This is a genomic window from Micromonospora chalcea (assembly GCF_002926165.1).
GTDB classification, from domain to species: domain Bacteria; phylum Actinomycetota; class Actinomycetes; order Mycobacteriales; family Micromonosporaceae; genus Micromonospora; species Micromonospora chalcea.
Genome location: NZ_MAGP01000168.1, coordinates 1 through 13803, shown reverse-complemented (window position 1 = coordinate 13803; position 13803 = coordinate 1). Strand labels below are relative to the sequence as shown.

Sequence of the window (13803 nt, the reverse complement as noted above, 5' to 3'; positions counted from 1 at the left end):
GGCGGACATCGCTGGCGCTACGGTCGTGAAACCGGTTACAGAGAAGGCACCACATTGGCCACTATCAGGGAGTTGGCGCGCCGCTCCGGCGTGTCCGTCGCCACCGTGTCCCGCGTCTTCAACACCCCCGAGGTCGTCAGCCAGCACACCCGCCAGCGCATCCTCGACCTGGCCGCCGAGATCGGCTACCTGCCGAACGGGTCGGCCCGGACGCTCGCCACGAAGAAATCCAACATGGTGGGCCTGGTATGGGACACCGACCATCGCCGCCCTGGATGGCGCCACCCATTCCTGCAGGAGATCCTCGTCGCGCTCAAGACGGCGCTCAGCGCGCACGGGCTGAACCTGCTCATGCTCGCCGGCCACGACGCGGCGGGGCCCGACGACGGGCAGCGATACGTGCGCGCCGTCCGCCAGCACAACCTCGACGGCGCGGTCATCATCGACAACGGCACCCGGGACCCGGCCGTGCTCGCCCTCGTCGAAGCCCAGGTGCCGTGCGTCGCTCTCGACCTGCGGGTCGACGGCCCGACGTCGACCTACATCACCTCGGACAATGCCGGCGGCGCGGCGCTCGCCGTGCGCCACCTCGTCGAACGCGGCCACCGGCGCATCGCCACCATCACCGGCCCGCTGCGAACCTGGCCGGGAGCCGAACGGCTCGTCGGCTTCCGGGCCGCGCTGGCCGGGGCCGGCCTGCAGCTCGCCGACGGCCACGTCGTCGAGGGAGACTTCTATCTCGACGGCGGTCACGCCGCGATGGACCGGCTGCTCGCCCTCGACGACCGCCCTACCGCGGTGTTCGTCGCCGGTGACGAGATGGCTGTCGGCGCGATGCGGGCGGCCCAGGCGGCCGGCCTACGGATCCCCGACGACATTGCGATTGTCGGCTTCGACGACATCGAGGTGGCCGCGCTGATCCCGCCCGGGCTCAGCACTGTCGCCCAGAACAAGCCCGGCTTCGGCACGGCCGCCGCCGAGGCGCTGGTCGCCATGCTGCACGGCGGCGACGACCCGCCCAAGCCGACCGTGTTGCCGACGACGCTCGTCGTCCGCGGCACCACCTGACCCGAACCGCGCGACGTCGGCGCCGTTCCGCTCTGGATCGTGCCGCTGCTCGCGGTCGCTGCTGCCGGAGCCGCTGTCACCGACCCCGCAACCGGGCCTGCCTCGAGCGTCACACCCGTGCCTGGGCGAGGTCGCGGCCGGCGGCGGCGCGAATGATCCGGGGCCAGGTCCATGCGGCGCGCAGGATGAAGGCCAGAGGAGCGGGTCCCACAGTTCGAAGTCTTGATGGCGGTATCGGGCGATGGAGCGACGGGGCCTCGTCGCCCGCCCGAAGTGGTTACCGAGGCCGGGCAGAACGGAAGGCTTTGGCCTGCGGTGATGTGGGCGATGAATCCGGTGCGGCTCCCAGAGAACTCCGAAGTGGTGACGCGCATCGCTCCCCGCTTGACTGGCGTCGGCTGTTGTCTCGAAGCTCGCTGACGTCATCCAACAGGGCTTCGTCGCGTCACCGCATGGCACCGGATGCCATCGCGGTGACGTCGGCATGCATCCCGGGGGCTGAGACTTGAATCCCACCCGAAGCCTGCTGACAGGGCATCGTGCTCGGTGACCTCTTCGGCGGGGAGGTCCGAGCGGGCGTGCGAACATGGACGGGCGTCCGTTGTCAACCTAGCGCAGGCATGCATACAGTCCCTACGTCTACATTGACACTGCGGCCTGCGGGGTGAAGTGATCCTCACACTGCTCAAGCGTTTCCCGAAACTGCGCGCGCCTGCGTCGTATCCGGTGCTCGACGCGAAGGTAAAGCACGAGTATCCCGCGCTGGCGGAGGACTTCCGGGTCGTCGAGGCGGAACTGGATCAGCCATTCACTAGGTATGACGAATCGGCTCTACGCAACCAGAACCGCTATCGGCGCCAGCAGATCACCGTCCTATTGGGCGCGATCGCACTTTCAGCACTGGGAGGACTGCAGGCCGTGCTTACGGCCCAGCGGTGGCCGTCGGCTGTGCTTGCTGGGCTCAGTATTCTGCTCGCGACGAGCAACAGGATCGTCGGCGAGAATCGAGCGCTTCAGGCATACCTGACCAACCGGGTCAAGGCTGAGCGATTGCGTGGGCTTTACTTCCTCTACCTGTCCCGGACCGGCCCGTATGCCGCGGAGGGTCGTGTCGTTCGGCTCCGTGCGGCCGTTCGCGACATTTCCGACCGAGACGAGGCCTTGTGACCGACCGCGACCTTCAGTTCAGCGGGCTCTACCGCAAGCACCGGCTACACGACCAGCGTATTTGGTATCGCGACCGCCAGGCCGAGTACGAGCTAGCCCATGACCAGGCTATGCGGCTGCGCAACGCCCTGTTCCTATTCGCTGCCAGCGCAGCTGCGCTGGCGCAGCTGGCATCGGACACAGTCCGCGGATACATCGGCATCAGTGCTGCAGCGCTGTCGGGCCTAGCGGCGGTGGTGACGGCATACGATCAGCTCATCGGTTTCCCTACACTGCAAAAGACATACCGGGACACCGCTCGCAACCTCGAAACGATGGATGACGCTTGGGACACCTCGGCCGAGTCGGTCGGCGAGCGGGTGGAGTTGGTCGAGCAGATGCTGCTCGCGGAGAACGCACAGTGGGGCAAGCTGTCGGTCCAGGGTGCAACCGGGGTTGCGGCCCTCCTGCCGCCGCAGACCGAGGGGACAAGACCGTGAGCGTCGTGCTGGCTAGCGGGCATCTTGTGGACCGGCCCGATCGCCGCGCTCCCCGGTTTCCCGAACGGATCGTGCCGTTGGTGGCGAGTGCCATCGCTGATGCCCTCGACCGCTGGCAGGTCGCCGAGGGATCGGTCGTGGTGTGTGGTGGGGCGCGGGGTGCGGACATGTTGAGCGCGGAGGCAGCACTTGCCCGCGGCGCACAGGTCATCCTATGTTTGGCCGCGCCGACGGAGGAGTTCGTCGCCGAGTCTGTACGCCTACCGGGAACCGAATGGGAGGAGCGGTTTCGGCGACTACTTTCCCACGCGGAAGTCCGCCACATCCCAACTACAAATATGGGCACCAACAAATTCGCCCGGACCAACGCCTGGATGGTCGGCACCGTGCGCGAGCTCACCAGCACGCCGTACGCGCTGCTTGTCTGGGACGGCGAGGTCGGCGACGGCCCAGGCGGCACCCAGGACATGGTTGAGCGGCTGGGATACTCCCTTACCGACCCGCACATAGAGATCATCGACCCAACTGCGCTGCTAGACGAGTGACTTCTGCGGTTAGTGGTCGTACGCAATCAGGTTGCGGTGATGGGGTGGCAGGTCGGGTGGCGGTGGCAGACCGAGGCGGCTATCGCGAGAGAGCTGGATGACGCGAACGGTAATGGCCCCGTACGAGCGTCCGCCGTGCAGCTTTAGGTCGAACTGGCCTTTGAGAATGTCGTTCACCAACTCGATCAGCTGACGGATCGACTTGAGCAGGGCCTGGCCGGCCAGGCCTCCTCGCTCTTGCGCTGCGGGCGCTCAGTTCACGATCTTGCACACGAACTCAGACGCGGAAAGGAGGCGCGGCGAACGCAGACCGTGGTGCAGGCTGCTGAGTTCCCGGGCGTACGGGCGTTGGGCTCTCTCGGAATAGACGAAAGTTCGATCTGCGGGCCTGTGAAATCATGCTGTGATGAGCCGGGCGGGCGTGGGAATCTGTTGGCCACGTGATCGCGGGAAGGCAGCGCAGTGGCGGTTCTGTCAATCTTCGTCAGTTCAACCTTTGTCGACTTCAATGCGGAACGCGACCTGCTGGCGGGCCCGGTGCTTGATGCGCTGAACCTCCGCGCGCGTTCGTTGGGCTGCACGATCGTGATCGTGGACCTGCGCTGGGGCATCGACACTACCGAGGACGACGAGGAGGCGGCGGGGCGACGCGTGCTCGACGTGTGCCTTCAGGAGATCGATCGGTGTCGTCCGCTGTTTGTCGCTTTGCTCGGCGAGCGCTACGGCTGGTGCCCTGGGGCCGCAGCGATCCGTCACAGCATCGATCAGGCGGTGGAGGCCAGCGAGGCCAGAGACCTTCTTGCCCGCGTCGATGACACGATGTCGATGACGGCGCTGGAGTGTGAGTACGGCTTGGCCAGCGGCCCTACAGACGCGATCGTGTTCGAGCGTCGGGTGCACGGGCAGCCAAGCGCGCGCTACCGGGACACCAAGCCGGAGCCGGCCGCCCGGCTTCGCACCCGGGTCCGGGAACTCATCGCACCAGACCAAATCGTCGACTACGAGGCGAAGGCCGACGCTGAAGGTATGGTGACGAGCGACCACTTCGTGCAGGTCGCCGTCGATGCCCTGTGGCCGGTCGTGGAGCGTGTGGCCACCCGGTTGCTACATGCCACGGTTGACGATCCCTACGAAGTGGCGCGGCGATTGACCATCGACGAGGCTAGCCGGGCCTTCGAGGCTCGCGCTGACGAGGTGGGCTTGGCTTCAGCGGCAATGGTCAATGGTTCTGGTGCGGTGCTGGTAGGGCCGCCGGGGTCTGGACTGAGCAGTGCGTGGGCGGTCGTCTGCGATCAACTCCGTCGGAACGGGGATCTCTGGGATGTCGCGGCGGGCTTGACTCCGCAGGTGTCGACCATTGACGGCATCGCGAGGAAGCTGCTCCGCTGCGGGAATCTTGTCGCCGGCGCGGACCCGATGATCGAAGTCCTCAATGCGCTCTCCCGCCGGACTAACCCCATCGTCATCGCGATCGACGCATTCGACGAGGCCGCGTCCGCACCGGGCCGGCATCCCACCGAGATGGTCCTGCGCATCCTGCGAAACGAGCGCGTGAGGGTGCTGGTCACAACGCATGACCACGACCTGGCCGAACGCCTCGGGCGGTCGGGCCTGAAGATCGTGGAGTTCGGGCCGCTGCCGGTCGGTGCCGTGGCTCTCGCGGCGACCAAGTTGGCCGCGCCGCGAACCCTGCCTGCGCCTGCAGTGGCCGCTCTCGCCGCCCAGCCCCGCCTGCCGCTCTGGATTCGGTTGGCGGCGTCGGACCTCGCATCGATCTCGTCAACGGACCTGGGCCCGGCGCAGCAGTCAGCAGATCCGGCCACTGCTCTGCGCAGGCTCGTCGTGGAGCGCGCCGCGGATCTGCCCGCGACCGTGGACGCTCTGGCCATGCGCCTGTTCGACAAGGTCGAGGCGCGGGTTGGGTCGCCCCGCGAAGGCCGCCGACTCATCGGCGCCCTGGCGGAGTCGAGAGCGGGCCTGCGCACGGCCGATCTGTCCTCAATGGCGCAAGCGGGCGACATCCTGGCAGCCGAAGTCGTCCAGGGTCTCGGCCGTTCCCTCACTCCGAGCGGTCCAGACGGGGCGTTCCGCTTCACCTCCCGGTCGGTAGCCGCAGCCGCCCACGAGTGGTGCGGCATCGCCGAGACACAACTGCACGAGGTCGTCGCCTCGGCGCTATTGAAACTGCCGGTGGGCGACTCGGTGCGTGCCGCCTCGGCCGTGTGGCACGCCGCACGCAGCGGACAAAGCAGGGCGCTGGCCGATGCCCTCAGTGGCGCCGGCCAGATAGGCGGAGAGGCGGCCGCAGTCGACCAGCTCGACGAGGCACTTCAGTTGGCGCCCGTCGAAGGCCAGACTGCGGCAAGGAAGGCACTTGGGCATGTCGGACAGGGGCACGGGCCCATCCCGTTGGTCCGGTTTCTGGCCGACGCCTACTGGAGCACCCTGAGAGGGCGGGCCCGTTCGAACTCAGCCGATCTCGTGACGAGTCGCGCCGCCGAACTGGGCTACGACGGGCAGCTCGCCCGCGCCGATTATCTCTCCGTCCTGGGATGTTTCGACGAGGCGATGCCGCTGCTGCGGGAGGCGGACAAAGCGGTGGCCCGAATCGTCAAAACCACTGGCGGGCTGGACGACGACAGCCGCATCCGCCTCGTTCGCATCGGCACCGTCAACGCCCGATACCACGTCAGCGTTGGCAAGCACGGACGGGCATTGCGAGGAGTGATGAGCCTGAACTTCATCAACCGCGTGCGCAGGGAACGTTCCAGCCACAACATCCCTGTGTTGAAGGAAATCATCGACAGTCACCTCTACGTTTTTCGGGCGATGGAGTTCGGGGGCTATTTCAATCTGGCGGCTGACGCGCTAGGGGTGGCCCGGCAGTATCTAGCACAGGTGGTCGAGAAGGCCGGTGACCACGATCTGTGGGTGGCACTGCGACTCCTCGAACGTGGCCTGGGGCAGGCGCGTCTCGCCATGTTCGCGGACGGGAACCTCACCGAATGTCATCAACCGCTCGTGGCCATGCGACCACACTTGGACGATGGAATCCTCGCGCCCGCACCTTCAAGCATTGAGGGCGCGATGCTCTCCCAAGAGTTGGAGTACCTGCTTGCCAGAGCGTCCTGGTCGGCAGGCAGCCGAATCGACGCGACGGGTCACCTCGCCCGCACCCTGTCAGAGGGTCGGACGATGGAGGCCGAGGGCGTCGTCGGCGGCGACCGAACCCGTAGGTGGCTCATCCTCGGCGAACTCATGAGCTCGGAAATCTTCCGCGCCCTCGACAGAGACGGGTGGTGGTCCGGAGTGACAGCATCCGTCGACAGATACAGGCGGATGAATCAGGGCTCCCGTGACCAAGCGGACGCATATTGGCTGCTGCATTTCCATCTGACGGCCCTGCTGGTTCTTTGCCAACCGCCCGACGTCGACTTGTCGAGGTGGGGCAAGGTGATCCGGAAGCGGCTGAGGGGAGGGACGGGCACGCTTCCCGGCTCTTATCGAGGCGACCGCGTTGACGCGCTACTCGACCTGCACTGCCAACTCGGCCCTGACCCGGTGCGGTCGACCCGTCGCAACAAGCTGACCAAGTATCTCAACGCCCACCACTTCCTCCTCGGCGGCCGTCAGTTACTGCAGCCCACATGAGTTGTCGTCGAACGCGCTGGCCGATTCCGCCGCCGCAGCAACTCCGCCTCGCCCCCCGACCTCACCGTTCGCGAGGACACGGATGCGCTCGCACGCCTGCGCCGCGACCAGATGACTGCCCTGGCCAACCACATCCGTGACCCTGACCGGCTGCTGGCCATGAACCTGCGCCAGATCCGCAACCTGCGCCAGATCCGCGACCTGGTCACCGCTATGTGTCCGCCGCTGCTCAAGCAGCCCGGCATCGACCCCGGCACGGCTGCGGCTGCTTTGGTCTCCTGGTCGCACCACGGCCGCGTTCGCAGCGAAGCCGCATTCGCCGCCCTCGCCGGGGTCAGCCCCGTCCCCGCCAGCTCTGGCGCACCGTCCGCCCTGCCCGTCAATAAGAGCCATCCCTTCGCTTGTCCGACGGTGGCGGCATTTCACTCAACCACGAACTGGGTCGACGTGGTAATCCCGCTCGCTCGATCCCTGGCGACCACCACCCATCTGCCGATCGTCCAGCCCGCTCTCCACGTAAAGGAAACGGCCGCCCTACCATCCTGCGCTGGCGTCTCGCCGCCGCTGTACACCAGGTCGCACGGCCCGTCCTCCAGTTGGGGACAAACGCCCGCCGAGCCCCGTTCGACAGGATGGACCTCGATATCAACGAACGAATCGGGAGTTCCTCCCTGCACGCTTATGGAAATTTCCATTGTTTGTGCAGTAAATCGCGCAGGCGACGCCGCCAATACCAGCCCTCTTGGCTGACCAACGGGAGGCACTTTGGGCGAGGGATTGACGTCAAGGCTAGCGGCTGGCGGCGTTGACCGTGCAACCTGTGGCGATCGTGACGGAGATGTAGTCTCTCGCGCCACCGTTCGCGATGCTTGAGGTGATGGCGGTGGGGCGCTTTGACTTGAAGAATGCAAAGGCTCAGATGGTGCAGATGGAGTCGGCGAGGACAGAAACCCAGGTAGCGACTTGCCGGTCAAGAATCCGGCGATGCCGAATGTGTCTGCGACGAAACCGGACACCCCCGCGAACACAAGGATGACTGTTACGGTCCATCGCCGTCTCCGCGATGCAGCCGGTTTAGGGGCTCCTTCTGTAGCCATCTTACGTCGCTCCACTAGACGATGCGGGCCAGGCTTAGACGCTACTTCGCACCCAAGAACTTGGACTGTACTAAGCGGGTCTCTGATCGCTCGTAGTCGATGGGAGAACGCCAGTCGCAGACGGAGTGCCGGCGACGGCGGTTGTAGAAGTCGGTGATCCAGGTGGCGATCTTCAGGCGGGCTTCGGTACGGGTGCGGAAGTGGCGGCGGTGCACGTATTCGACCTTGATGGTGGAGAAGGTGGCCTCGGCGACGGCGTTGTCGAAGCACGACCCGACCCGGCCCATCGACTGGTGCACCTTTCATCGGGCGCAGGCCCGGGCGAAGTCGGCTGAGGTGTACTCGCTGCCCCTGTCGCTGTGGAAGATTACCCCGTCGACGCTGCCGCCGCGGGTGACGGCGGCCATGTTCAGCGCGGCGACGACCAGCCCGGCATCGTGGTGGGCGCCCATCGCGTAGCCGAGGATGCGGCGGGAGTACAAGTCGATGACGGTGGCAAGGTAGAGTTTGCCCTCGTCGGTGCGGATCTCGGTCATGTCGCCGCGCCAGGCGACATCCGGCGCCGGCGCGGTGAACGCCCGCTTGACCAGGTCCGGCGCGGTCGGACGTGTGCCTTGGCGCGTCAGGCTCCGCCGGCTACGCCTGACCCGGGCGGCCATGCCGGAATCGGCCATGAGCTGCGCGATCGTGTTGTCCGACACCCGCCAGCCGGACTCGCGCAGCTCGATCCCGATGCGGGGACTGCCGTAGATGCCGCCCGAGTCGTCGAACACCTTCCTGACCGCGGCCGCCAGCCGGACACGCCGGGCATCGCGGCGCGTCGGCGGCCGGTCGCGCCATTGGTAGAACCATGACTCGGACACCCCCAGGGCCCGGCAGGCCACCGCGTGCGGCACGTCGTGCTCGGTCCTCTGGGAAGCGATGAAGGCGGCCACGCTCACCGGCCCGTCGCTTCCTTGACCCACAGGACCACGGATCGCTTAAGGACATCACGCTCCATCGCCAGCTCGGCGTTCTCCCGCCGCAGCCGGGCCAGCTCCGCCCGCTCGTCCTCGGCCAGCTGCCCCGCAGTGGCCTCACCGCGAATCTCGCGGTCCTTCTTCACCCAGTTAGCCAGGGTCCCGCTGTTTGATCCCCAGGTCGCGGGCGACCTGCGCGATCGACTTCCCGGTCTCGCGCACGATGCGCACCGCGCCCGCCCGGAACTCCGGATCGAACTGCCGTCTCGTCTCAGCCATGAACCTCTAACCCTCAAGTTCTGGCCTCCACGCTACGAGGGGAAGGGCAGCCGGCTGTTGAGGGCAGCGGCGATGGCGCCGAGATCGTTCACCAAGTGTCGTGATAGGTCGGTGCCCTTTGGGAAGTACTGGCGTAGCAGCCCATTGGTGTTCTCGTTCGTGCCGCGCTGCCACGGGCTGTGCGGGTCACAGAAGTAGATAGCAAGAGTGCACCCCTATAGACCCCTATTGATGCGTAATGATGTCGTCGCGGAGCGTTATCGTCTGACGGTGTCGCCGCCCTCTGACGGCAAGATCGTCTGACGGAGAGGATCGCCATGTCGCTGCCCACCAACCCTCCGGCGCTGAGCGTGGTGATGCCGACCTACCAGGATCCGCAGTGCCTCGCGCTGACCCTCAGGGCGCTGACCCGGCAGACGCTGCCGCCGGAACGCTTCGAGGTGATCGTGGTCCGGGACGGTGGCTCGTCCGACGGGTACGCCGAGGCGCTCGCCGAGGGCGCCGGTCTCCGCCTGCGCGTGCTGGAACTCGCCGAGCGCAAGGGTCGCTCCGTCGCCCGCAACGAGGGGGCGCGCCGTGCCTGCGCGCCGCTGCTGGTCTTCCTCGACGCCGACTCGTGGGCGGTGCCCGACCTGCTGGAGCGGCACCTGGCCTGGCACAGCGTGCCCGGCAACGCGGCGGTGCTGATCAGCCGGCGGGACGAGATCGGCCTCGCTGACCTGCCGGCAGTGCTGGCCGGGGAGTCGCACGCGGTCGCACGCGCCTTCCCGCACGGCGGCGACCTGCGGTTCGCCACGGGGCTTCCCGACGACGGGGGCGAGTGGCTCCGGGCCGGCTGGGTCATCGCCTACACGCACAACATCTCGCTGTCCGGCGCGCACTTCGCGCAGGTCGGTGGCTACCGCGAGGCGTTCGGTCTGAGCTACGGCGTGGAGGACGTCGAGTTGTTCTACCGCGTCGACCGCAGCCTCCCCGACGGCGTCAACTTCGGCTACGACGACGACGCCCGGGTCGTCCACCTGCCGCACCACAAGAACATCACCCGCAACTGGATGGAGATGAAGGCCAACTTCCAGCAGGCTGCCCGGCTCTATCCGTGCCTGGAGTGGGAGTTCCTCACCGCCGTCATGGGGTACGAGGCGATCCGGCGCATCCTGCACTATCGCGCGCTCATCGACGAGTGCGTCGAGCGGTCGGCCTGCGCCATCGGGCCCGCCGCCGCGCGCCTCGCCGGCCAGGTGCGGGGGCACCGCACGCTCTGGATCGGCACCGGTCGCGCCGATTCCGGGTTGCCCGCCTCGGCGTTGACCTTCGACTACGCCGCGCCCATCGGGCGGACCAACTTCCACCTGCTCGGCGTCGCCCCGCCCATGCCGTCGGGCAGCCTGGACGCGGTGATCAGCGTGGACTTCTGGCGGTACCTGCTGTGGCCGGAACTCTGCCAGTTCATCTCGGCCTCGCTGCTGCTGGCGGGCGAGGTCCACCTGGTCGCCACCGCCGACTCGACGCCGGGGATGTGCGCCGCCGACCCGCAGACGCTGGACTACCTGCGCCAGGCGCAGGCCGCGGCCTGCACGGCCGAGCTGCGCGCGGTCGAGGGGCTCGGCCACGTACTGATCCTGCGGCCCCTCCGACCCGCGCCCGGTGCCGCGCGCCGGGTACCCGCTCAGACCGCCGCCGGGGCGCGACCCGCTGCCCTGGTGCCGGGGCGCTCCACGACGCGGGGATAGCAGATCGACGGTGCGGCCAGGCCCCGACAACGCTGTCGGGCCTGGCCCAGCCGCGCCCGGATCCGGCGTAAAGGACGGAAAGGCGAGAACTATGCGCGTACTGCTGTCGACTCTCGGGTCGCGTGGCGATGTCCAACCACTGGTGGCGCTCGCGTCGCGGTTGACGGCCCTCGGCCATCAGGCCCGCCTCTGCGCCCCGCCCGACTTCGCCCGCTGGGTGGCCAGCTTCAGGATTCCCTTCGTGCCCGTCGGCCCGCCCTGGCGCAGGTCGGCGGCGCCCAGGTCGCGGGGCGCCGTGCCAAAACCCTCGCCCGCGCAGGTACGCAAGTTCGCCGAGTCCTCCATCGGCATCCAGTTCGAGGTGCTGTCGGCCGCAGCCCGGGACTGTGACGTCCTCGTCGCGTCGACGGGCCTCCAGATCGCCGCCCGCACCGTGGCGGAGAAGCGCGGCATCCCGTACGTCTTCGCGGCGCTCTGCCCGGCGGCCCTTCCCTCACCCCACCACCCCCCGCTGCCGCTGCCGGTGCTCGGGGAGGTCCCGGCGCCCGCGTCGGCAGACAACAGCGACCTGTGGGCCGCCAACCTGCGGCACGTCAACGACACCTTCGCCGCGCCCCTCAACGCGCTGCGGTCGGCGGTGGGGTTGGGCACGGTCGACGACGTCAGCGACCACATCCACACCGACCGGCCGTGGCTGGCCGCCGACCCGGCCTTGGCACCCTGGCCGGACGTCGCCGATCCGGCCGTCTACCAACCGGGCGCCTGGCTCCTGCCCGACAAGCGGGCCCTGCCCGCCGAGCTGACGGCCTTCCTGGACGCCGGCGGGCCGTGCGTCTACGTCGGATTCGGCAGCGTCGCCGCACCCCCGGGTCTGCTGGAGACGGCCGTGCGGGCCGTGCGCGCGGTCGGTTGCCGGCTGGTCGCCTCCCGGGGCTGGGCACCGCTCTCGCCGGTCGACCGGTCCCCCGACTGCCTGGTGGTCGGCGAAGTGAACCAGCAGGATCTGTTCCGGGAGGTGGCCGTGGTGGTCCACCATGGCGGCGCGGGCACCACGACCACGGCCGCGCGGGCCGGGACGCCGCAGGTCGTCGTACCGCAGGTGTACGACCAGCACTACTTCGCGCGCCGGGTGCCCGCGCTCGGCATCGGCACCGCACACCCCGGCTCCGTGCCGACCGTCGAGTCACTGACCGAGGCTCTGGGCGCCGCGCTGCGGCCGGAGGTGGCCGCCCGCGCCCGGGAGTTCGCCGGCGTCGTACGCACCGACGCGGCGCAGGTCGCCGCGGAGCGGTTGGTCGTCGCACCGGGAGCCTGACCGGTGAGGCGACGCTCCAGGTACTGCGGGGGCGGGTCCGGCTGGTCGCGCCGGATCAGTCGTGGACCGGTGGGGAGGGCGACCTGCTGGTCATCCCGGAGGCCCGGCACTCGTTGTACGCCGAGGTTAGGGCGTCGGCGGACCGGACCGGTGTTCCGGCCGGCGCTGTTCACCGGCGGGGCTGCGGAGACCGTCGGTCGCGCCGCGGGCTCGTGGCGAGCGGGGCGCGTCGGCGTCAGAAGCTGCTGACCAGCTTCACGAACGCTTCGTCGATCTTGGCGGGATCGGTCGCGTCGAAGGCCTTGCCCGATGATGCCTTGGCGATCCGGTCCAGGGTGGCGAAGTCCGACTCCCGGTCGAAGGCGATGCAGAACACCTTCACCGGACGCCGCGGGTCGAGGGCGACCTCGGCGAGCAGGCCGGCCAGGTCGTTGTCCTGCCGGTACTCGTTCTTGCCGTCGGTCAGCACGACGATCGCGTTGATCCGCTGCGGGTCGTACCGGTCGAGCAGCTCTCGGTGTGCGGCCCGGACCGTCGCGTAGAGCGCGGTGCCGCCGTCGACGTGCAGGCCGGCGATCTTGCTGTTGATCCGCTTCTGGTCGAACTCGCCGAGAGGGATCTCCTCCCGGTAGGGGCTCTTCGGCCGCTTCCGGGTCTCCGAGGAGAACGACCAGAGACCCACCCGGTCCTCGGTGTTGAGCAGCGCGAGGCCCTTGCCCGCCGCTGCTGAGGCGACCTGGAAGCGGGTGCGGGTGCCGACCATCGCCTGCATGGACCCGGACGTGTCCAGGGCTATCAGGATGTTGGCCTTCTTGCGGAGTGTCCGCCAGCCGTCCAGCATCGCGCCGACCACCTGCGGGTCCGGGGGCTCGAAGTAGCTCAGCCCACCGGTGGGCTCGGCGCCGACGTTGGCGAGCAGCTCCGCCGAGGCTCGGCGCTCGTGGTCCCGGAAGCCGAGGCGGGCGAAGCTCTCCTGCTGGGCGTCCTCGGTCAGGAAGGCCAGGAAGTCGGTCGCCGCCGCCCGCTGCCCCTCGTCGGCGGAGGGCAGCACCACGAACGGGTGGTCCAGGTTGAACGTGCCCTCCTTGGGGTGGACGGCGACCAGCGGGACGTTCGGCCTGCGGCCCCGCTCCTGCCCGTCCTGCCGAGGGCTCAGCGCACCCGTGTTGTAGAGGTCCACGAGTTCCTCCTGGAGGACGATGGCGCTCATGTCGTCCGTACTGCCCGCGCCGCCCGCCAGGTCCGCCTCGGCGAGGCTGCGCAGCAGGTCCACCGAATCGTCGCTGTAGTGCGACACATTGGCCTCGATCCGGCGGACGAACTGGGTGACCGCGGGGTCGGCAAGGTCGGACCGGGTCAGGTCGCTGGACCGTTGCACCGCCGCGTAGTAGGTGGCGATGGTCGCCGCCAGCCCGGAGGTGGACAGGTTGGGGTTGTCCTTGCCGAAGGTGAAGCGGCCCCACTCCGGCTTGCCGAAGCCCGCCCACCCGTCCCGCCCGGACAGGCCCAGGAT

Annotated in this window: 13 protein-coding genes and 1 pseudogene; 8 read left to right on the top strand and 6 right to left on the bottom strand. The window is 68.4% G+C overall.

Annotation, left to right across the window (positions count from 1 at the left end):
* Window positions 1-54: 54 nt before the first annotated feature.
* The 6 genes from BAW75_RS29555 (at window position 55) to BAW75_RS33540 (ending at window position 7660) form a co-directional block, all read left to right on the top strand.
* Window positions 55-1068 carry a LacI family DNA-binding transcriptional regulator gene (locus BAW75_RS29555; RefSeq protein WP_104115717.1) on the top strand — a complete coding sequence of 338 codons (1014 nt, stop codon included), beginning with the start codon at window positions 55-57 and terminating at the stop codon, window positions 1066-1068.
* A 669-nt stretch (window positions 1069-1737) separates the two neighbouring features.
* Window positions 1738-2235, top strand: coding sequence for a DUF4231 domain-containing protein (locus tag BAW75_RS29550; protein ID WP_167435639.1), 498 nt, complete (start codon window positions 1738-1740; stop codon window positions 2233-2235).
* Entirely contained in the window at window positions 2232-2714 is a 483-nt protein-coding gene (locus BAW75_RS29545; protein ID WP_104115715.1) for an SLATT domain-containing protein, read from the top strand. Before BAW75_RS29550 ends, BAW75_RS29545 begins: the two co-directional genes overlap by 4 nt.
* The gene (locus tag BAW75_RS29540) at window positions 2711-3259 is read left to right on the top strand and encodes a hypothetical protein (protein WP_104115714.1); all 549 of its coding nucleotides are present in this window, start codon (window positions 2711-2713) and stop codon (window positions 3257-3259) included. Before BAW75_RS29545 ends, BAW75_RS29540 begins: the two co-directional genes overlap by 4 nt.
* 462 nt (window positions 3260-3721) lie before the next feature.
* Window positions 3722-6910, top strand: a complete 3189-nt coding sequence (locus tag BAW75_RS29530) for a DUF4062 domain-containing protein (protein WP_104115713.1) — start codon at window positions 3722-3724, stop codon at window positions 6908-6910.
* Window positions 6911-7021: 111 nt separating this feature from the next.
* Window positions 7022-7660 (top strand): transposase, encoded by a 639-nt coding sequence (locus BAW75_RS33540; RefSeq protein WP_402929323.1) that lies wholly within the window; start codon window positions 7022-7024, stop codon window positions 7658-7660.
* A gap of 388 nt (window positions 7661-8048) precedes the next feature.
* Here the strand turns inward: BAW75_RS33540 and BAW75_RS32695 are convergent, their stop codons facing one another.
* The 5 genes and pseudogenes from BAW75_RS32695 to BAW75_RS29510 all read right to left on the bottom strand — a co-directional run.
* Window positions 8049-8294: an integrase core domain-containing protein gene (locus BAW75_RS32695; protein ID WP_208635345.1), complete on the bottom strand. Its 246-nt coding sequence runs from the start codon at window positions 8292-8294 to the stop codon at window positions 8049-8051.
* 15 nt (window positions 8295-8309) lie between these two features.
* Window positions 8310-8948 carry an IS3 family transposase gene (locus tag BAW75_RS29520; RefSeq protein WP_208635344.1) on the bottom strand — a complete coding sequence of 213 codons (639 nt, stop codon included), beginning with the start codon at window positions 8946-8948 and terminating at the stop codon, window positions 8310-8312.
* Window positions 8945-9112: a hypothetical protein gene (locus BAW75_RS32690; protein WP_208635343.1), complete on the bottom strand. Its 168-nt coding sequence runs from the start codon at window positions 9110-9112 to the stop codon at window positions 8945-8947. Before BAW75_RS32690 ends, BAW75_RS29520 begins: the two co-directional genes overlap by 4 nt.
* Before the next feature lie 4 nt (window positions 9113-9116).
* Window positions 9117-9245, bottom strand: a complete 129-nt coding sequence (locus BAW75_RS32685; RefSeq protein ID WP_208635342.1) for a transposase — start codon at window positions 9243-9245, stop codon at window positions 9117-9119.
* A gap of 32 nt (window positions 9246-9277) precedes the next feature.
* Window positions 9278-9451, bottom strand: a pseudogene (locus tag BAW75_RS29510) (transposase); the annotation flags it as partial.
* A gap of 111 nt (window positions 9452-9562) precedes the next feature.
* Here BAW75_RS29510 and BAW75_RS29505 point away from each other — a divergent pair.
* Window positions 9563-10975: a glycosyltransferase family 2 protein gene (locus BAW75_RS29505; RefSeq protein ID WP_104115712.1), complete on the top strand. Its 1413-nt coding sequence runs from the start codon at window positions 9563-9565 to the stop codon at window positions 10973-10975.
* Between the two features lie 91 nt (window positions 10976-11066).
* Complete coding sequence (locus tag BAW75_RS29500) at window positions 11067-12290, top strand: glycosyltransferase (RefSeq protein ID WP_104115711.1); 1224 nt, start codon at window positions 11067-11069, stop codon at window positions 12288-12290.
* A 235-nt stretch (window positions 12291-12525) separates the two neighbouring features.
* Here the strand turns inward: BAW75_RS29500 and BAW75_RS29495 are convergent.
* The coding region (locus tag BAW75_RS29495; protein ID WP_104115710.1) for an extracellular solute-binding protein at window positions 12526-13803 on the bottom strand (1278 nt) is incomplete at its 5' end.